The following is a 17,849-nucleotide window of genomic DNA, read 5'->3' on the forward strand; positions in this document are numbered from 1 at the left end:
ATACGTTTGAAGCCATTTTTAGACGATAACTTTCTGCTAAATAACGAGACGGCGGTGCAGTTGTACCATAACCGGGTAAAGAATCTTCCTATCATCGATTATCATTGCCATCTTAGTCCGCAGCAAATCTACGAGAACACAAGCTTCTCCACCATTACGGAGGCTTGGCTCTACGGCGATCATTACAAGTGGCGGGCGATGCGCGCGAACGGCGTGGAGGAGCGTCTGGTAACGGGGGGCGAAGGCGCTTCCGATTACGATCGGTTCCTCGCTTGGGCGAAAACGGTGCCGCAGACGATCGGCAATCCGCTCTACCATTGGTCGCATCTGGAACTGCGCCGGTTCTTTGGCGTGGAGGAGCTCATTAACGAAGAAAATGCTCCCGTCATCTGGGAGAAAGTGAACGCGCAGCTGGCGACGGGAGAATTTAAAGCCCGCGATCTGATCAGGACGTCCGGCGTCGAGGTCATCTGCACGACCGACGATCCAGTCGATTCGCTGGAATATCATAAGCTGATCAAGGAGCTAGACGGCTTCGATACGCTTGTCCTGCCATCGTTCCGACCGGACAAGGCGCTGGAGATCAACCGGCCGACGTTCCTCGGCTGGATCGGGCAGCTCGGAGAAGCCGCGGGGGTTACGATCAAGGATTATTCCGAGCTTCTGGCGGCGTTGGAGTCCCGAATCCGCTTCTTCCACGAAGTCGGCTGCCGCGTGTCGGATCACGCTTTCGATTACGTGCCTTACGCGGAGACGACGGCCGAAGCGGCCGCAGCGATCTTTGCGAAAGCGCTGAACGGCGAAGCCGTTACGCTCGAGGAAGAGAAGCAATACAAAACGTTCACGTTCCTGTTCATGGGCCGATTGTACGCGGAGCTGGGCTGGGCGATGCAGCTTCATATCAATGCTTCGCGCAACAACAATCGCCGCATGTTCGGCAAGCTGGGGCCGGATACGGGCTTCGACTCCATCGGAGATGCCCCGGTCGCAGGGCCGCTTACGCGACTCTTGGACGAGCTTGACGGAGACGACGCGCTGCCGAAAACGATTCTGTATTCCTTGAACGCGCGGGACAACGAAGTGCTTGCGGCGCTGATGGGCAGCTTCCAGGGCGGAGGCGTGCCGGGCAAGATTCAGCTGGGTTCGGCCTGGTGGTTCAACGATACGAAAAACGGCATGCTGGATCAGATGAATTCGCTCGCGAACTTTGGTTTGCTGAGCCGGTTCGTCGGCATGCTGACGGATTCCCGCAGCTTCCTCTCCTATACGCGGCACGAATATTTCCGTCGTCTGCTCTGCAATCTGCTCGGCGAATGGGTAGAAAGCGGAGAAGCGCCGAACGATCCCGAGCTTTTGGGATCCATCGCGGAAAACGTCTCTTACCGCAACGCGAAAGCGTATTTCGGCTTCTAGACCGACAAGCGGTCAAAGCCCCGGCTCCTTCGACTAGAAGAGCAATCTTAAACAAACGAAACAGCGTCTTTCAGGAACGTCCATCAGGACGGTCCGCGAAAGACGCTGTTTGTGTATTTCAGCATCTGAGGACCTGCTACATTGGCGGCGATGCAGAACCATTCGGCTTGAGACATAACTTTGCCCACAAGATAAAAGGCAAGCCCCCCTAAAAGCTCGAACGCAAAAAATTCCTTCCATTGCCATGCTTGCACCACCACAATGACATATCCCTTGTTTCTCGCCGACGGTATTCGTCCAATCATCCGTCATTCGCCCCTTCGCCTTCTCGAAATAACCGTAACTAAGGTATGCGAAGGGGCTTTTCCAAAATGCTAAGAAATATCAAGCAGGGCGGCGGTTAGAATATCCGCCATCTCGTCGATATGCCGCTGCTCCGCGATCAGAGGCGGCATGAGCCGAATCGTCGATTCGCCCGTCACGTTAACGAGCAGTCCCAGCTCCATGCAGCGCGCGGCGAGCTTAGCCGCCAGTCCGTTCGGCATGTCGAAGGCGGCCAGCAGCCCAAGCCCACGCGGATTACGGACGAGATTATGCGACTCCAGCAGGCGGAGCTTCCCGAGCAGGTAGCCGCCTTGCCGCTGCGCGTTCTCCGTCAGACGGCGATCCAGCAGCTCGCGTACGACGGCATAGCCCACAGCCATGCCAAGCGGCTGGCCGATATACGTGCCGCCTTGGTCGCCCGGCTCGAAGAGATCGAACTTGTCGACGGTGAGCGTTGCCGACAGCGGGTAGCCGCCGCCGATTCCTTTGCCCAGCGTCATGATATCCGGCTTGATGCCGTAATGCTCCCAGGCGAACAGCTTGCCCGTCCGGCCGAGTCCCGTCTGCACCTCGTCGAAGATCAGCGCGATGCCGTACATGTCGCATATTTTGCGAAGTCCGAACAAGTACGCTTCGTCGACGGCATGCACGCCGCCTTCGCCTTGCACGAGCTCCAGCATGATGGCGCACGTCCGGTTGGACACGGCGGAGAAGCAGGCGTCGAGGTCTCCCATAGGCACATGGATAAACCCGGGAACCTTCGGCTCGAACAAGCTTTCCCACTGCTGCTTGCCGGTTGCGGACATCATGGCAAGCGTTCGGCCATGGAAGCTGTTCCGCATCGTGATGATTTCGTGCGCGCCGTCCAGATGGAGAGCGCCATGCTTACGGGCAAGCTTCACGGCGCATTCGTTTGCTTCCGCTCCGGTGCTGCCGAAGAATACTTTGTCCATGCCGCTGATGTCCGTCAGCAGCTCCGCGAACCGAATCATCGGCTCGTTGAAGTAGGCGGGACTGGCCAGCACGAGCCGGGAAGCCTGTTCCGTCAGAGCCTCGCGAAGAACAGCCGGGGAATGGCCCAGCGCGTTGACTGCCCAACCGCCGACAAAGTCTATATAGGATCGTCCTTCCGTATCTTGTATATACATGCCTTGACCGGAAGCCATGACGATTTCGGGCCGATTGGCGGTAAATAATAGATGCTTGCGGGCTGCCTGAAGCAGTTCGGCGGTCGTGCTTGCGGCCGTCGAGGGTTGCCCGGATAATACTTGTTCCATTGCCGATCCCTCCGTTTATTCAGTAATACTGTATAAATATACAGCATTACTAATAAATATTCAACAATTTATTTATTATATCTAAACGAGAACGAACAAAGCCGATCCGGCCCTCCAAGGGCGCGAATCGGCTTTGTAGTTTGAAAAAGGAAGGATTAGTTGTCGAGCGTCACGGTAACTTGTTCGGAGACGGACCAGCTGCCGACCGGCACAACTTCGTATGCTACACCAGCCGTAAGTTTGCCATCATTCTGGATCTCGAACGTGCCTGTTGCGCCCTTGCGAGTCTGAACTTTGTACTGCGCGGATAAAACGGAGCCGTCGGCACCTTTTAATTCGACGGAGCGGTAAGCGAACAGTTCGTCGCCCGGATCCTCCGACAAGGTAACGATGAGCGTCTTCTCGTCCTGCGCTTCCGCGGATGCGATCGTCAACGGCTGGAATTCGGAGGCCACGAACTCGTTTTCCTTTAGCTCGAACCAGTCGGATGTCAACGTGTACCGGACACCGGATTTCAGCGTTTGGCCTTGCGGCAGTCGGAATTTAGGCTCCTGCTTGCCATCCGTCGATTGCGTGAAACCTACATAGCTCACTTCGATCGGCTCGCCGGCTTCCGGCGTGAGAGTAGCCTTTCGAGTCGCCAGCGAGGAGATGATGGACATCGGCTTGCCGTTTAGCCGGTTTTCCGCGTCCAATATCGCCGCATTGGCCCCTCTGCCTCCCGCATAGGCCGAAATAATGTAGCCGTAGTCGATGATGCCGTCCTCGCGGGAGGATACCGCCTCGATCGTATCGGCCGTTACCTGGCGAACATTGTTCAGGACGAGCATGTCGTGATTGGAGTCGATTTCGAATGATTGTTTGCCTTTGTAGCTCAGGGAATACGAATCCTCGGTCATCGTTTTGACCGGAACGATGTACGTGGCGAAGGAACCGGTCTTAAGGCGAGGCTGGTTAACGAGTCCCAGGTCGCCGTCGAACTTGAAGTTCTCCGAAGCCGCGGACGTCGTCTCGTCCTCCAGCGTAAGAGGGGCGTCGAACGTGACTTCCAGCGTAATCCGGTTAAGCGCCTTGACGGATACGATCTCCGCGTCTGCCGACCGAATTCCTTGCTCTGCGGATACTAAAAGCGCAGCCGTCTCGCCCCGAGTCAGCCCGTCCTCGCTGTTGATCGACAGCTGCTCCATCCAGTAGGCGACGGATTTGGCATCGCGTTGCAACGCCTTGGCAATCAGGCCGGTCAGCGAAGATGTCGTAGCAGAATCGTTCGGCACCAGTTCGCCCGCGCCGGCCAGAAGGCCATGCTCGACAGCCGATGCGATATAAGCGTCATACCAGCGTGCGCCCGATCCTTGCGAAGCGGGTTCGGCATCCACTTCGAGAGCCAGAAGCACCATTTTGATGAGCTCCGCGTTCGATACGTTGTTGTTGGGGCGAATATCGCCATTGCCGTATCCTTGCAGGACGCCTTTCTCGATTAGTCGTTCTATTGCGTCGCTGTAAGCTGCGTCCAGCTTAACGTTGTTCAAGTTCTGTACGAGGGGCGCCGGCGCCGCTGAATTGGCGCTTGCTTGGACGGGCAGCAGGCTTCCGCCTCCCAGCAAAGCGGATATAAGCGCGATCGCGATTGCTTTTTGATTCGTAGCGTTTTTCATATCGGATTCCTCCCGAGAATGTGGTGAGTGGCTATAGCAATAGCATAAACGCCGACTCTAAACGGGAGGATAATAAAATATAAACATTTTATAAACGGAGCGTTAACAATCGGAAAAGGCGGCCGCCGGGCAGCGATGCGGCTAGACGTTGAACCGGTAACCGGCGCCCCACACGGTCTCGATGAACTGCGGATTGGAGGGGTCTCCTTCGATCTTCTCCCGAATGCGCGAAATATGAACGGTGACCGTGGCGATGTCGCCGTTGGAATCTAAGCCCCAGATCCGCTCGAACAGCTCGTCCTTGCTAAATACGCGGTTTGGGTGGGACGCGAGGAACAACAGCACGTCGTATTCCCGCGCAGTCAGCGCGATCTCGCGATCCCGGACGTAGACTCGCCGTGAAGTCTTATGCAGGGACAGCTCGCGAATGGCGATGACGTCGGCAGTGCCGTTATCGCGGCCGCCGTTATATCGCTCGTACCTTGCCAGATGCGCCTTTGCCCTGGCTACAAGCTCGTTCGGACTAAAGGGCTTCGTAACGAAATCGTCGGCGCCGAGACCGAAACCTCTGATTTTGTCGATCTCTTCTTTTTTGGCGGAGACGATCAGGATCGGCATATCCCGCTTCTCCCGAATTTGTCTGCAAATTTCGAATCCGTCCACGCCAGGCAGTTGCAGATCGACAATGACAAGAACGAAATCGCCACGAAGCGCCTCCTCCAGACCTTGCTTGCCGTCCCCGCATATCGTCACAGAGAAGTCGTGAAGCTGGAAGTAATCCCGCTGCAGCTCCGCGATATAGTTGTCGTCTTCGATGATCAGTATTCGTCTCATGGCTCCGTACTCCTTGCTTCGTCTTCTAGAATAAGCGGGAATTCCAGCACTACCACGGTTCCTCGTCCAGGGCTGGACTCCGCCCGGATTAAACCTCCGTGTCCTTCCATAATGCCCTTCGCAATGGCCAAGCCGAGTCCGCTTCCCGGCGTATTGGGGCTTCGGGAAGCTTCTCCCCGATAGAATCTCTCGAAAATATGGGGGAGCGTCGAAGCATCGATGCCAATGCCATTGTCTTTAATCGTGACGATAGCCAGCTCGTCTCGTTTCGACATGCCGATGGTTAGAATCTTCGGCTCTTCCTTCATGAACTTCATGCCGTTGTCCGTCAGGTTGACGACGACCCGCCGGAGCTTCTCGCGATCGGCCAGAACCGTCAGCGGCTTGCCGTCGCCGAGATCCCATACGAGCTCAACGCCTTGCTGCTCCAGTTCGATCCCCATTTCGTCCAAAGTCGCGTGAAGGAAGGCGCGGAGATCCAGCTTCTCGAACGAATAAGGCTCCTTGTTCATGTCCAGCTTGGAGAAATAAAGCAACTCGTCCACGAGCCGTTCCATGTCCGTGGCTCTCGTATGGATGGCGTTTACGTAACGCCGAAGCTTCTCCTCCGTATCCGTCACGCCGTCGCGAATGCCTTCCGCATACCCTTTAATCGTCGTGATGGGCGTTCGGAGATCGTGAGAGATGTTGGAGAGGAGTCCCTTCCGGTTCTCCTCGTAACGGAGCTGCAGCCTAATGGATTCGTCCAGCTTCAACCTCATTTCCTCGAAGCTCATGACAAGTTGCCCGACCTCGTCGCCGGATTGCGGACTCAGTTGGTAGGACAAGTTGCCTTCTTTGATAAATTCGGCTGATTTCCTCAGCTCGTCGAGCGGCTTGACGATTTTGCGCGTGACGTATCTGTATAGCAGCAGGCCGGTCAGAAGCAGCACCGCGACGAAGACGGCGATGAGTATGGGCAGCAGCGTGCGTACCAGCTCGGCGAACGGACTGCGCTCCCGCAGAACGTAGATGCTTCCAAGGTCGTTTGGAGAGTCGGCGAACGCGAAGTCGAATTTGGAGTAGGAGAAAAAACGGCTTTCCAGATTCATCGTGCCGCGTATGCCGAAGTTGCCCAACTCGTAGGGAGGAAGCAGCTCTGGGAGATTTTTTTGATTTAACGTCGGCGTCGCGTAGACGATCCGTTCGTTTTCCCGGACGACCAGGCTGGCTTGCACCATTTTGAGCGTCATGTCGTAGCTCTCGAGAAGCTCCGGGTCGCGCAATTGTCCGGGGTCGTGTTTGGCCAAATATTTGAGCTCCAGGAAGATGTTCTCTTCTTCGCCGGACAGCGGGTGAAGCGAATAATGGATGCGGTAGAAGCTGCCGATGCTTCGGAAGTCGCCCGTGACGGCTACCGAGAGCAGGTAGGCGGCCGCGACGAACAAAACGACGGACAAGAGAACGACGGACGAGAAAGATAGCAGCAATCGGAATCGGATGGACATGGCTGGCGGAAACCTCCTGCGCGGAGCGTGCTTGCAAAACATGCAAGTCCCGCGGTTTCTGTTGTTCGCCATTGTCGCACAGAAGCACGACCGATGCAACATGGTAGAAAGAGGGGACTGCAACGAGGGGCTAGAAGTGCGTGCGGTACCTGTCGCGGAATCTGGTGGGAGCAAGGCCGTGGGCCCTTGTAAAGCGGGTCGTGAAATAAGGGACATGCTCGAAGCCGACGCTGGCGGAGATCTCGGAGACGGGCCAGTCCGTCTTTAGCAGCAAGAGCCTGGCCTGCTCCAGCCGGAGTTCCATTAGATATTCCATGGGCGTCTGGCCGAATACGCTTTTCATGCAGCGCGTGATGTAATTGTAATGAAAGTTGAGCGCGGCAGAAAGCATCTCCCCCGTTACGGGAGAACGGTAGTGGGCTTTCAGGTAGGCTTCCGCGCTCTCGGCGACCATGACGGCAGGGCTCGCGTAACCTTCGTGCTGCCGCAAATCCAGCAGGCGCAGCAGCTCCTCGAACGTCTGCTGGCGCGTCCAAAAGGAACGGGACTGTTTCTCCGACGATGCCTCGTTCAGCTTGGACATTAGACGGAATGCCTGCTCCGGGTACGGCAGCGTCCAGCTTTGACGGATTTGGAGAAAATACGGCGCCGTCAAATATTGTTGCTTGTGCGGCTCGTGACTTGGCATGGGGGCCTGCGCATCCTCCGATACGGACCAAGCAGCCGGCACGTGGAAATGAACCCAATAGAACACGGTCCGCTCTTCCGTGCCTTTTACAGAGTAATGGGTCCGATCCGGCAGGAGCAGCACGCTCTGGCCGTCCGTGAGGCTCCATTGCTGCTCTTCCTCTCCGATAAATAACGTGCCGGATTCCACCGCGATGAAATCGAATACGCCGAGGGCGGTTCGGTTGGGATGGGCATCTCCAGGCTGATAGATCGTTTTGCCGCTCTCCAGACAATAGGGCAACGGGGGGACGGCAATGCTTATGATGGATGACATGGCTACGGCTGCCTCCTCTAAATTGGATTGAAGTCAATGGAGTGTGAAATCGAGTAAGCGAATGGTTGCTTTTATTGATTTTATTACGCAGTAACCGTAATTACAATATAACTAAGCAGGATGAAAACGATTAAATAACAAAGTGCACGAAAGGGTGGAATGGAATGGCTGGTACGAATAGATTATTTACGCCCACTGGAAATAACGTGAAGGTGGACGATGTTTTCTGGAATGGATATCGCGATCTTGTACGCAACGTGGTCGTTCCGTATCAATGGGAAGCGCTGAACGACAGGGTGGAAGGAGCAGAGCCAAGCCGCGCTGTACGAAATATGAAGGCTGCGGCAGGGGAACTGGGAGCGGAATTCAGCGGGTTTGTGTTCCAGGACAGCGATTTGTACAAGTGGCTGGAGGCTGTCGGATACTTGCTGCGGGAGAGACGGGAGCCGGAGCTTGAGGCCGTTGCGGACGAGCTGATCGCCACAATAGAGAGGGCGCAGGAAGCGGACGGTTATCTGAACACGTTCTACGCGTTGAAGGAGCCTGGCAAACGATTTACGAATTTGACGGAATGCCACGAGCTGTATTGCGCGGGCCATCTGATGGAAGCGGCGGTGTCTTATTACGAGGCAACGGGTAAAACCGCGCTGCTGGACATCGCATGCCGATTCGCCGACCTGATCGGCGAGACGTTCGGGAACGGTCCGGGCCAAATACCGGGCTACGACGGCCATCAGGAGGTCGAGCTGGCGCTGGCAAAGCTGGCCCGCGCGACCGGAAACGACGGCTATATGGCGCTTGCTCGGTATTTCATCGACGAGCGTGGCAATTCGCCGAGTTTCTTCGAAGCGGAAGCGGATCGCCGCGGCCGGACGACGCATTGGCATAAAGGCGAGATCGGCAAGATCAACCATGCGTACTTTCAGGCGCATCTTCCCGTCCGGGAGCAGTCGGTCGCAATTGGCCACGCGGTGCGCGTCGTCTATATGTGCGCCGGGATGGCGGACGTGGCGAAGGCGACGGGGGATGTTGCGCTCGCGGAAGCGTGCGAGAGGCTATGGCGCAACATCACGGAACGCCAAATGTACGTAACGGGCGGCATCGGCGCGACGGCTGCAGGGGAGGCGTTTACCGTTGACTATGACTTGCCTAACGATACCGCCTATGCGGAGACATGCGCATCGATCGGTTTGATTTTTTTTGCCAAACGAATGATGGAGCTGAATCCGAAGGGGGAGTTCGCCGACGTTATGGAGCGCGCGCTCTACAACACGGTGCTTGCGGGCATGGCGCAGGATGGGCGCAGCTTCTTCTACGTCAATCCGTTGGAGGCAGCCCCTCATGTGTGCGAAGGAGGGAATCCTGGCTTCAACCATGTGAAGCCGGTACGTCAAGAATGGTTCGGATGTGCATGCTGCCCGCCGAACATCGCACGGCTGCTGGCATCGCTTGGCGATTATGCCTATACCATTCATGGCGATGTCATCTATTCCAATCTGTTTATCGGCGGGGAAGCTGCCTTTGATCTGAGCGGCGGCTCGCTTGGTCTCAAGCAGCGTTCGAGTTTGCCCTGGAGCGGCGAGACCGGCTATGAGATCAAGCTGGACGGATCGCTTGAATTCGAGCTGGCAATACGCATGCCAGGTTGGAGTCCGTCTGTATCCGTGAGGCTTAATGGCGAGACGTTATCGGGACTGCCGGTCGAGAACGGCTTTATCCGGCTTCGACGGCAATGGCAGGACGGCGATGTATTGGATATCGTCTTCGTGATGCCGGTACAGCGCGTTAGAAGTCATCCGCTTGTGCGTTACAATGTCGGCAAGATTGCGCTGCAGCGCGGCCCGCTCGTCTATTGTCTGGAGGAGGCGGACAACGGCTCTCAGCTTGGCGGCATCATGTTGGCAGCCGGTACTGCTCTAGAAGCCCAGTGGGGTGCTGATCTGCTAGGCGGCATCATGACGGTGCAAGGAGCTGCATGCCGACTGGCCGATGACGACAGCGGGCAACAGGGCTGGGGTTCGGCGTTGTACAGAGCGGACGAGTCAAGGACGACGGTGCCGGCTTCCGTCACGTTTATCCCCTATTATGCCTGGGCTAACCGGGGCAAAGGCGAGATGGCCGTATGGATCAAGGAGCTTGCAGCTCAAGCTTGATCATCAGTCTTTAACAAGATAGCGATGGGAGCGGGATAGGCCTCTTTGAAGGTCCTTCCGCTTCCATTTATTTTTGAAAATGGAATTTCCTTTTTACAAAAGGAGTTTACAAATGGGGTCTATTTAAGTTTGAAAATGTGTGATATGATTATAAATGAACAAAAACAAACGTTTTCGGTATGTTTAGCGCCAGATGGTGCGTAGATGCCGGACAAAATCCTAAGGAGGCTATTCATTCATGGATATTCGTCATACGACTAACCCAACCGATGTAAAACAATACGATACGGAGAGACTGCGCCAGGAGTTTCTGATCGAAAGCCTGTTCGAGCCGAACAAGCTCAACATGACATACACGCATTATGACCGCATGGTAGTCGGCGGCGCTCAGCCAGTGGGCGAAGAGATTGCTCTGGATGCGGGCGACGCGCTTCGCACGGAATATTTCCTGGAACGCCGCGAGATCGGCTTTCTCAGCATTGGCGGTCCTGCCATTATTACGGTGGACGGCGAAGCGTACGAGCTGGACAAGCTGGACGTGCTGTATGTTGGCAAAGGCAAACGCGATGTGAAGCTGGCTAGCAAGGATTCCGCGAATCCGGCCAAGCTGTACTTCTGTTCTGCGTTGGCTCATGCAGAGCTGCCTACCCGCAAGATGACGCGCGAAGAAGCGAACCCGCTTAATTTGGGCGCGCAAGAGACATCCAACGAACGCGTTCTGTACAAATACATTCATGCCGACGGCATTCAAAGCTGCCAGCTGATGCTGGGCGTAACAAGCTTGCAGACGGGCAGCGTATGGAACACGATGCCTTCCCACGTGCATGACCGCCGCATGGAAGCCTATCTCTACTTCGATATGGCCGAAGAGACTCGCGTATTCCACATGATGGGCGAGCCTTCGCAAACGCGTCATCTGGTCGTGGGCAACGAGCAGGCGATCATCTCGCCTCCGTGGTCGATCCACTCCGGCGTAGGCACGAGCAACTACACGTTCTGCTGGTCGATGGCCGGCGAGAACTACACATTTACGGACATGGATGTTGTCCCGGCAAGCGGCCTGAAGTAAAAAAAATCGATCGAAGTTCTTCCCAGGTCACTTATAAATTCCTATGTGGTAGAATAGCTCCATGAGGCTTTAATGGAGGAGGGGCGCCATGCTTGCTGCAGAACGCCATCGGAGAATCATCGAGAAGCTGGGCGAGAGCGGCGCGGTTAAAGTGTCGGAGCTGAGCGAGTTATTTTCGGTAACGGAGAAGACGGTCCGCGAGGATCTGGAGAAGCTCGAGGAGAAAGGCCTGCTCAAACGGACGCATGGCGGCGCGGTACTGGAGCAGGGAGGCGAGGACAGCTTCCTGCCGCTTCAGATTCCGAATGCCAAACATCAGGCGGAGAAGGCGGCAATCGCAACCCTGGCGCTTAGCTGCATCGAACCGAACGACATCATCGCGCTCGATGCGGGCAGCTCCACGCTGGAGCTGGCTAGGCAATTGCCCAATATGCCGCTTACGGTGCTGACCAACGATCTGCTCATTATTCGAGAGCTGACGCTGAAGGATGCGATACGGCTCGTCGTTCCCGGCGGGTATCGCCATAACAACTTGCTCATCGGCGGAGAATCGCAGGAGTGGATCAACCGGCTTAACGTACACAAGCTGTTTCTGTCGACGACGGGCATTCATCCGGAATATGGACTTACGATCTTTACCGAAGAGCTGGCCAAGCTCAAGCGGCTTTATATCGACAACGCCAGGCGAACGTATGTCATCGCGGACCATAGCAAATTCGACAGGGGCGCGCTTATTACGTATGCGGCGTTAAACGATGTCCATTGCATCATAACGGATGGCGGCATTTCGCCCGAAGTGGAGGAGCGTTACGAAGCGCTGGGACTGACGATTATGAAGGCGGAGGTTCCGGCAAGCGGAAAACGAACGAGAGGAAAGGTGTAGGCAAATGGCTTTATTTGATCTGACGGGCAAAAAAGCGATCGTGACCGGAGCGGGCCGAGGGCTCGGCGAGGCTATCGCATTAGGACTTGCCCAGGCGGGCGCCGATGTGGCGCTGGTCACAAACCGGACGCCGGCGGACAAGTCCGCTGCAAAAATCGCGGAGATGGGACGCAAAGCGATTACGATTCAGGCGGACGTCGGCGACCGCACCAAGCTTACGGGCATAGTTGAGCGTACGGTAGACGAGCTTGGCGGCGTAGACATCCTGGTCAACAACGCGGGCATTATTCGCCGTACCCCTGCCGTAGAGCACAGCTATGAGGACTGGCAGGACGTAATGGACGTCAACCTGAATTCGGTGTTCATCCTTTGCCAACTCGCGGGCAAACATATGATTGCCCAGGGCTCCGGCAAAATTATCAATATCGCGTCGATGCTCTCGTACCAAGGCGGCATTACGGTGCCGGGCTACGCGTCTAGCAAACACGCGGTCGCCGGCCTCACAAAGGCGCTGGCGAACGAGTGGGCGGCCAAGGGACTTCAAGTGAACGCGATCGCGCCGGGCTACATGAGCACGGACAACACGGAAGCGCTGCGCGAAGATCCTGTCCGCAGCACGCAGATCCTGCAGCGCATCCCGGCCGGCCGTTGGGGCACGTCCGAGGATCTGATCGGCCCGGCCGTCTTCCTCGCTTCGTCTGCATCCGACTACATGAACGGCCATATCCTTGCCGTTGATGGCGGATGGCTGGTTAGATAATAGATTTCAGGTAATATCTCCGAGCGGATAATGACTCCGCTTGGAGATTTTTTGTTTTTAGGAAATTATACGACATACCAAACTGTGGATAATGAGTTTCAGCAGTAAGATTAGCAACCATAGGCGTTAGCAACGCTTATGGCACCAAAAAGTAGGCGAACGAGCAGCTGTAGGCGTTAAAAACGTCGATGGTTCGCAAAGTAACTATGATTAGAGTCCATAAGCGTAAGAAACGCCTATGGCTTGCAACGAGCTGCGGGGTCGCCTTAGCGGGGCCGCTTTTGTTGCAAAGCCTAAAAATCGGGTTATCCGCCGGACGAAGCAAATATCGCGCAACGGCGCCGAAAATCGGTGAAATTGGATGAATTTCCATCGTTCACGAAACTTTTTGAAATTACCTCTTTACAACCTCCGTCGTATGAGATATATTCTTCTTCCGACTCTAACAGGAGGATAACGCTTACAACTATGGAAAAAGGTATTATTCAGTTAACTGGCATCGGCAAAAGTTTCAAAGTAGCAGAGCGCACCGCGGGGCTGCGTCAGGCGGTGAAGGCGCTGTTTGTTCGCAAGCATCGTATCGTGGAAGCATTAAAGGACATCTCCTTCACGGTCAACGAAGGAGAGATCGTCGGTTATATCGGGCCAAACGGCGCCGGGAAGTCGACGACGATCAAGGTGATGAGCGGCATTCTTGTGCCGGACGGCGGCACCTGCTCCATCATGGGATATACGCCGTGGAAGGAAAGAACGGATTATGTACGGCATATCGGCGTCGTATTCGGCCAGCGCTCGCAGCTCTGGTGGGATGTCCCGGTCATCGACTCCTTCGAACTGCTGCGCGACATCTATCGGATTCCGGATGAGATGTACAGGGAGAACCTGGCCGTGTTGACGGAAATGCTTGCGCTCGCAGATTTGCTCGGCGTTCCGGTCAGGCAGCTTAGTCTCGGACAGCGGATGCGCTGCGAGATTGCGGCATCGCTGCTCCACAGCCCCAAAATTCTGTTCCTCGACGAACCGACGATCGGGCTGGATGCCGTCAGCAAGCTTGCGGTCAGAAGTTTTATTCGCAGGATCAATCAGGAGAGGGGCGTCACCGTCATCCTGACGACGCATGACATGAGCGATATCGAGGCGCTCGCGGACCGGATTCTCATGATCGGCAAAGGAACGTTGCTTTATGATGGTTCGTTGGAAGAGCTGCGAAGCCGCTTCGGCACAGGACGTACGATTACGGCAGACTACCGCGAATACGGGGGAGAGCCGGTCGAAATTCCTGGCGCGACGAGACTGGAATGGTCGACAGAGCGTGCCGTATACAGCTTCGATACGGAATCCGTCGTACTGGCGGACGTCATTGCGCAGCTGTCGGGATCGGTCGAGCTGTTGGACATAAGCGTCGACTCCAAGGACATTGACGAGATGATCGTGCAGCTGTATGAGGAGCATCAAATATGAGAGCCTACGTTTCGATCTGGCGGCTGCGTTTTATCAACGGCATGCAATACCGCGCGGCGGCGCTGGCCGGCATGGCCACTCAGCTGTTTTTCGGATTTGTCTTCATTATGATCTTCGCGGCCTTCTACAGAAGCGGCGGCGGGGATTCCACTGCTTTTCCCCTTCAGGACTTAATTACTTACGTGTGGCTCCAACAAATTTTTCTTTCCTTAATTATGTTGTGGATCAGGGATAACGAAATATTCGCCATGGTTACGAGCGGCAATATCGCTTACGAGTTATGCAGGCCGATGGGGCTGTACCCGTTCTGGTTTTCCAAGCTGCTTGCCCAGCGGGTGGCGGGCGCCGTGCTTCGCTGCTTTCCCATTACGACGGTTGTGTTTCTGTTGCCGGAGCCTTATGGGCTAAGCGCTCCTCCAAGCTGGACGGCGCTGCTGCTGTTTGTCGTATCGCTGCTGCTTGGCTTGATTCTCGTCGTGGCGATTTCCATGCTGATTTACATCTCGGTATTCTGGACGATGTCGCCGACGGGATCCATGCTTATGATCTCGGTGGCGGGAGAGTTTCTGGCGGGCATGGTCATCCCAGTGCCGCTTATGCCGGAGTGGCTGCAGCGAATAACGTATGCGCTGCCGTTTCGCTGGACGACAGACTTCCCGTTCCGCGTCTATTCGGGACATATCCCGCAGCAGGAAGCGCTGATCGGCATCGGCGTACAGTTTGGTTGGATAGCGGCATTGGCTGCGTTCGGCATGTGGCTGATGCGCAAGGCGCTTCGCAACGTCGTTGTGCAAGGAGGGTGAGGAGAACGCGATGTCATTATATTTCCGTTATTTGAATATTCAACTCAAGTCGCAGCTGCAGTACAGAACCTCGTTCTTGCTGCTCAGCGTAGGCCAATTTTTTATCCCGTTTATGGTGTTCGGGGGGCTGTATTTCATGTTCGAGCGATTCGGGCAGTTGGAGGGCTGGAGTTTCTTCGAGGTGACGCTTTGCTTCGCGGTCATTCACTTGTCGTTTTCTCTTAGCGAATGCTTCGCAAGGGGATTCGACGCCTTCTCCAGCCTGGTCGCCAGCGGAGACTTCGACCGTTTGCTGGTAAGACCGCGCGGCACTGTCGTCCAGGTGCTGGGCTCGAAGTTCGAATTTACGCGTATCGGACGTTTGCTGCAGAGCACGATTGTGCTGATCTGGTCCATCGCGAATCTGCCTCAAGTATGGAGCTTTCCCAAAGCGATTACGCTGTTCTTTATGGTATTTAACGGCGTGATGATCTTCACGGGCATCTTTATCCTGGCGGCTACCTTCTGCTTCTGGACCATACAAGCGATTGAGATCGCGAACGTGTTCACCGACGGAGGCCGCGAGATGGCGCAATATCCGCTGACGATCTATGAGAAGTGGGTGACTCGGTTCTTTACGTTTATCGTCCCGTTCGGGTGCGTGACGTATTTGCCCCTTATGTATTTGCTGGACAAGGAGGAGGGGAACTGGGTAACAGGAATGCTGGTGCCTTTCGGAGGTCTGTTATTTCTGCTCCCATGCCTGCTGGTATGGAGGATCGGTGTCAGGCATTACCGCTCGACTGGTTCTTAACGGCAAGAAGTACAGACCAAGAGCCCGAACAACATCCGCCGTGGATGGTGCCCGGGCTCTTTTTCATTACGCGGCTCCATGAATTAAGGAGTCCGAAATTTCAACTTGCAGCGATCCCTAATCCAGCGACAGGTAGGCGACGGCGCGTTGTTGCAGCACGGATTCCTCGGCCTGGAAGGCAGTGACAGAACCGATGCCTGGCATCATGCCCATCTCCCGAATCTGCTCCATGCCTGTGATGAACATCTGACACACCCGCTTGTCGGATTCCCCTCTGCTCATAATAATCTCGGTCAAACGTTCGGTTACCGAACTAAGCGGGAAGCGGCCAATGAACGATTGAAGAAGCTCTCTCCAATGCTCCAGATCGAAGCTGGCGTCGTTCTCGCAGATGAATTGTTCGCTCCAGCCGATGCCAAGATCGCTGGTCAGCCTGAGACATACACGAAATCCGGTCGAGTCGACGGCGAGAGCGGGAATGACGAATAGTTCGATGCGGCTGATGTTGACATGCTGGGGCAGCTCGATGGGGAATGAAGAATTTTCCAGGAATAAAGACATGTTCATCTCTCCTTCTTCCGCTGACGAGGTTAGCTGTCGGATTCGGGTTAGAGAGAAAACCCTACCGGGGGCACAAATCCCCGGATTCACCCCCTGCGTGCGGTCCATGCAGCCATGCGACCGGTTCGCGTTGGTTCCCCCGTTTTCTCCCTGGAAGGAGAAATTAAGCGTTATTGTTTACATAATATTTTAGCGTTAAAATATCCATTTGTAAATGAGGAGTTATTCGGACAGGAGGAGCGGAAAAATCGCAAAAAGCGACATATTTTCTTTGCGTTCCCGCGGCTTATCAAGTATGATGGTAGATAAAAATGAACTCATGTTCAATTCAAAGGAGCAGTACGTATGCAATCGAAAACAAGTCACTGCAAAATCGTCGACTGTACTATTCGGGATGGCGGACTCGTCAACAACTGGGATTTCAGCATCGAGTTTGTCCAGCACCTTTATAATAGCCTTAACGAAGCCGGAGTCGATTATATGGAGATTGGCTACAAAAACTCTCCGAAGCTGCTCAAAGGCGCCGAGAACGCCGGTCCATGGCGTTTCCTTAACGACGACTTCCTGAAGAAGGTTATTCCAAACAAAGGCAATACGAAGCTGTCCGCGCTTGTTGACATCGGGCGCGTCGACGAAAACGATATCCTTCCCCGCAGCGAGAGCCTGCTGGACCTGATCCGCGTTGCCTGCTACATTCAAGACGTGGACAAGGCGCTTGAGCTGGTGAAGGTGTTCCACGACCGCGGCTACGAGACGACGCTTAACATTATGGCATTGTCCAACGTCATGGAGAACCAATTGATCGAAGCGTTCCAAGCGATTAACGAGAGCGTAGTTGATGTAGTCTACATCGTAGACTCTTACGGCAGCCTGAAGCCTGAAGACTTCACCTACCTGGTGGACAAATTCCAACAGTATCTTCCGAACAAACGTCTTGGCATTCACGCCCACAACAACTTGCAGCTGGCATTCGCCAATACGCTTCTTGCTGCTGGCAAAGGCGTAGAGCTTTTGGATGCTTCCGTATACGGCATGGGCCGCGCTGCGGGCAACTGCAACACGGAACTGCTCGTCTCCCAGCTTCAAAATACGCGCTACAACGTGCGTCCAGTGCTGGACATGATCGAGAAATACATGATTCCGCTTCGCGAGAAGGAAGAATGGGGTTACATTATTCCTTACATGATCACGGGCATTCTCGACGAGCATCCTCGTTCCGCGATGGCGCTTCGCGCTTCCGAGAACAAAGACAATGGCGTGGATTTCTACGATCAACTGACTACTCCGGAAATTTCCAAATAAGAGGAGTCAGACGCCACAACAAAAGCGCCGTTCTGGTATGCTGCTCAGCTTCCGGAACGGCGCTTTTTTGT

General features: G+C 55.2%; 16 protein-coding genes and 1 riboswitch. Of the genes, 9 read left to right on the forward strand and 7 right to left on the reverse strand.

Features of this window, described 5'->3' with window-relative positions:
* The first annotated feature begins 6 nt into the window (after positions 1 to 6).
* On the forward strand, positions 7 to 1,413 hold the full coding sequence (gene uxaC / locus H7F31_RS13520) for a glucuronate isomerase (protein WP_187104600.1): 1,407 nt from the start codon (positions 7 to 9) through the stop codon (positions 1,411 to 1,413).
* Positions 1,414 to 1,496: 83 nt separating this feature from the next.
* Here uxaC and H7F31_RS13525 read toward each other — a convergent pair whose 3' ends face one another.
* The 6 genes from H7F31_RS13525 to H7F31_RS13550 all read right to left on the reverse strand — a co-directional run bounded on the left by H7F31_RS13525 (position 1,497) and on the right by H7F31_RS13550 (position 7,993).
* Positions 1,497 to 1,718, reverse strand: a complete 222-nt coding sequence (locus tag H7F31_RS13525) for a hypothetical protein (protein ID WP_187104601.1) — start codon at positions 1,716 to 1,718, stop codon at positions 1,497 to 1,499.
* Positions 1,719 to 1,787: 69 nt separating this feature from the next.
* The gene (locus H7F31_RS13530) at positions 1,788 to 3,014 is read right to left on the reverse strand and encodes an aspartate aminotransferase family protein (RefSeq protein WP_187104602.1); all 1,227 of its coding nucleotides are present in this window, start codon (positions 3,012 to 3,014) and stop codon (positions 1,788 to 1,790) included.
* A 155-nt stretch (positions 3,015 to 3,169) separates the two neighbouring features.
* Positions 3,170 to 4,669 carry an S-layer homology domain-containing protein gene (locus tag H7F31_RS13535; protein ID WP_187104603.1) on the reverse strand — a complete coding sequence of 500 codons (1,500 nt, stop codon included), beginning with the start codon at positions 4,667 to 4,669 and terminating at the stop codon, positions 3,170 to 3,172.
* Between the two features lie 141 nt (positions 4,670 to 4,810).
* The gene (locus tag H7F31_RS13540) at positions 4,811 to 5,503 is read right to left on the reverse strand and encodes a response regulator transcription factor (RefSeq protein WP_187104604.1); all 693 of its coding nucleotides are present in this window, start codon (positions 5,501 to 5,503) and stop codon (positions 4,811 to 4,813) included.
* Positions 5,500 to 6,990 carry a sensor histidine kinase gene (locus tag H7F31_RS13545; RefSeq protein ID WP_187104605.1) on the reverse strand — a complete coding sequence of 497 codons (1,491 nt, stop codon included), beginning with the start codon at positions 6,988 to 6,990 and terminating at the stop codon, positions 5,500 to 5,502. Before H7F31_RS13545 ends, H7F31_RS13540 begins: the two co-directional genes overlap by 4 nt.
* Before the next feature lie 130 nt (positions 6,991 to 7,120).
* Positions 7,121 to 7,993 (reverse strand): helix-turn-helix transcriptional regulator, encoded by an 873-nt coding sequence (locus H7F31_RS13550; RefSeq protein ID WP_187104606.1) that lies wholly within the window; start codon positions 7,991 to 7,993, stop codon positions 7,121 to 7,123.
* Positions 7,994 to 8,157: 164 nt separating this feature from the next.
* On the opposite strand from H7F31_RS13550, the gene H7F31_RS13555 reads away from it, so the two are divergent.
* From H7F31_RS13555 to H7F31_RS13585, 7 genes are all read left to right on the forward strand, one after another.
* Entirely contained in the window at positions 8,158 to 10,146 is a 1,989-nt protein-coding gene (locus H7F31_RS13555) for a glycoside hydrolase family 127 protein (RefSeq protein ID WP_187104607.1), read from the forward strand.
* Positions 10,147 to 10,384: 238 nt separating this feature from the next.
* Entirely contained in the window at positions 10,385 to 11,215 is an 831-nt protein-coding gene (gene kduI, locus H7F31_RS13560; protein WP_087566854.1) for a 5-dehydro-4-deoxy-D-glucuronate isomerase, read from the forward strand.
* Positions 11,216 to 11,303: 88 nt separating this feature from the next.
* A complete protein-coding gene (locus H7F31_RS13565) occupies positions 11,304 to 12,098 on the forward strand; it encodes a DeoR/GlpR family DNA-binding transcription regulator (RefSeq protein ID WP_187104608.1) in 795 nt (264 codons plus the stop codon).
* 4 nt (positions 12,099 to 12,102) lie between these two features.
* A complete protein-coding gene (gene kduD, locus H7F31_RS13570) occupies positions 12,103 to 12,858 on the forward strand; it encodes a 2-dehydro-3-deoxy-D-gluconate 5-dehydrogenase KduD (RefSeq protein WP_187104609.1) in 756 nt (251 codons plus the stop codon).
* 468 nt (positions 12,859 to 13,326) lie between these two features.
* The gene (locus H7F31_RS13575) at positions 13,327 to 14,319 is read left to right on the forward strand and encodes an ABC transporter ATP-binding protein (protein WP_187104610.1); all 993 of its coding nucleotides are present in this window, start codon (positions 13,327 to 13,329) and stop codon (positions 14,317 to 14,319) included.
* On the forward strand, positions 14,316 to 15,122 hold the full coding sequence (locus H7F31_RS13580) for an ABC transporter permease (protein ID WP_108991985.1): 807 nt from the start codon (positions 14,316 to 14,318) through the stop codon (positions 15,120 to 15,122). The genes H7F31_RS13575 and H7F31_RS13580 overlap by 4 nt, the downstream gene beginning before the upstream one ends.
* A gap of 10 nt (positions 15,123 to 15,132) precedes the next feature.
* A complete protein-coding gene (locus H7F31_RS13585; RefSeq protein ID WP_187104611.1) occupies positions 15,133 to 15,915 on the forward strand; it encodes an ABC transporter permease in 783 nt (260 codons plus the stop codon).
* A gap of 117 nt (positions 15,916 to 16,032) precedes the next feature.
* Here the strand turns inward: H7F31_RS13585 and H7F31_RS13590 are convergent, their stop codons facing one another.
* Complete coding sequence (locus H7F31_RS13590; protein WP_187104612.1) at positions 16,033 to 16,476, reverse strand: hypothetical protein; 444 nt, start codon at positions 16,474 to 16,476, stop codon at positions 16,033 to 16,035.
* Between the two features lie 3 nt (positions 16,477 to 16,479).
* Positions 16,480 to 16,656: riboswitch (cyclic di-AMP (ydaO/yuaA leader) on the reverse strand.
* Positions 16,657 to 16,821: 165 nt separating this feature from the next.
* On the opposite strand from H7F31_RS13590, the gene H7F31_RS13595 reads away from it, so the two are divergent.
* Positions 16,822 to 17,778, forward strand: a complete 957-nt coding sequence (locus H7F31_RS13595; RefSeq protein WP_187104613.1) for an aldolase catalytic domain-containing protein — start codon at positions 16,822 to 16,824, stop codon at positions 17,776 to 17,778.
* Positions 17,779 to 17,849: the final 71 nt, after the last annotated feature.

Source organism: Paenibacillus sp. PAMC21692, from assembly GCF_014303795.1.
Classification (GTDB): domain Bacteria; phylum Bacillota; class Bacilli; order Paenibacillales; family Paenibacillaceae; genus Pristimantibacillus; species Pristimantibacillus agaridevorans.

Bases quoted from the DNA above. Each gene is read 5' to 3' on its own strand.
- H7F31_RS13590 (WP_187104612.1), bottom strand. From the start codon at position 16,476: ATGTCTTTATTCCTGGAAAATTCTTCATTCCCCATCGAGCTGCCCCAG.
- H7F31_RS13575 (WP_187104610.1), top strand. From the start codon at position 13,327: ATGGAAAAAGGTATTATTCAGTTAACTGGCATCGGCAAAAGTTTCAAA.
- H7F31_RS13540 (WP_187104604.1), bottom strand. From the start codon at position 5,503: ATGAGACGAATACTGATCATCGAAGACGACAACTATATCGCGGAGCTG.
- H7F31_RS13545 (WP_187104605.1), bottom strand. From the start codon at position 6,990: ATGTCCATCCGATTCCGATTGCTGCTATCTTTCTCGTCCGTCGTTCTC.
- H7F31_RS13530 (WP_187104602.1), bottom strand. From the start codon at position 3,014: ATGGAACAAGTATTATCCGGGCAACCCTCGACGGCCGCAAGCACGACC.
- H7F31_RS13585 (WP_187104611.1), top strand. From the start codon at position 15,133: ATGTCATTATATTTCCGTTATTTGAATATTCAACTCAAGTCGCAGCTG.
- kduD (WP_187104609.1), top strand. From the start codon at position 12,103: ATGGCTTTATTTGATCTGACGGGCAAAAAAGCGATCGTGACCGGAGCG.
- H7F31_RS13550 (WP_187104606.1), bottom strand. From the start codon at position 7,993: ATGTCATCCATCATAAGCATTGCCGTCCCCCCGTTGCCCTATTGTCTG.
- H7F31_RS13595 (WP_187104613.1), top strand. From the start codon at position 16,822: ATGCAATCGAAAACAAGTCACTGCAAAATCGTCGACTGTACTATTCGG.
- H7F31_RS13555 (WP_187104607.1), top strand. From the start codon at position 8,158: ATGGCTGGTACGAATAGATTATTTACGCCCACTGGAAATAACGTGAAG.
- H7F31_RS13580 (WP_108991985.1), top strand. From the start codon at position 14,316: ATGAGAGCCTACGTTTCGATCTGGCGGCTGCGTTTTATCAACGGCATG.
- H7F31_RS13525 (WP_187104601.1), bottom strand. From the start codon at position 1,718: ATGATTGGACGAATACCGTCGGCGAGAAACAAGGGATATGTCATTGTG.
- H7F31_RS13565 (WP_187104608.1), top strand. From the start codon at position 11,304: ATGCTTGCTGCAGAACGCCATCGGAGAATCATCGAGAAGCTGGGCGAG.
- kduI (WP_087566854.1), top strand. From the start codon at position 10,385: ATGGATATTCGTCATACGACTAACCCAACCGATGTAAAACAATACGAT.
- H7F31_RS13535 (WP_187104603.1), bottom strand. From the start codon at position 4,669: ATGAAAAACGCTACGAATCAAAAAGCAATCGCGATCGCGCTTATATCC.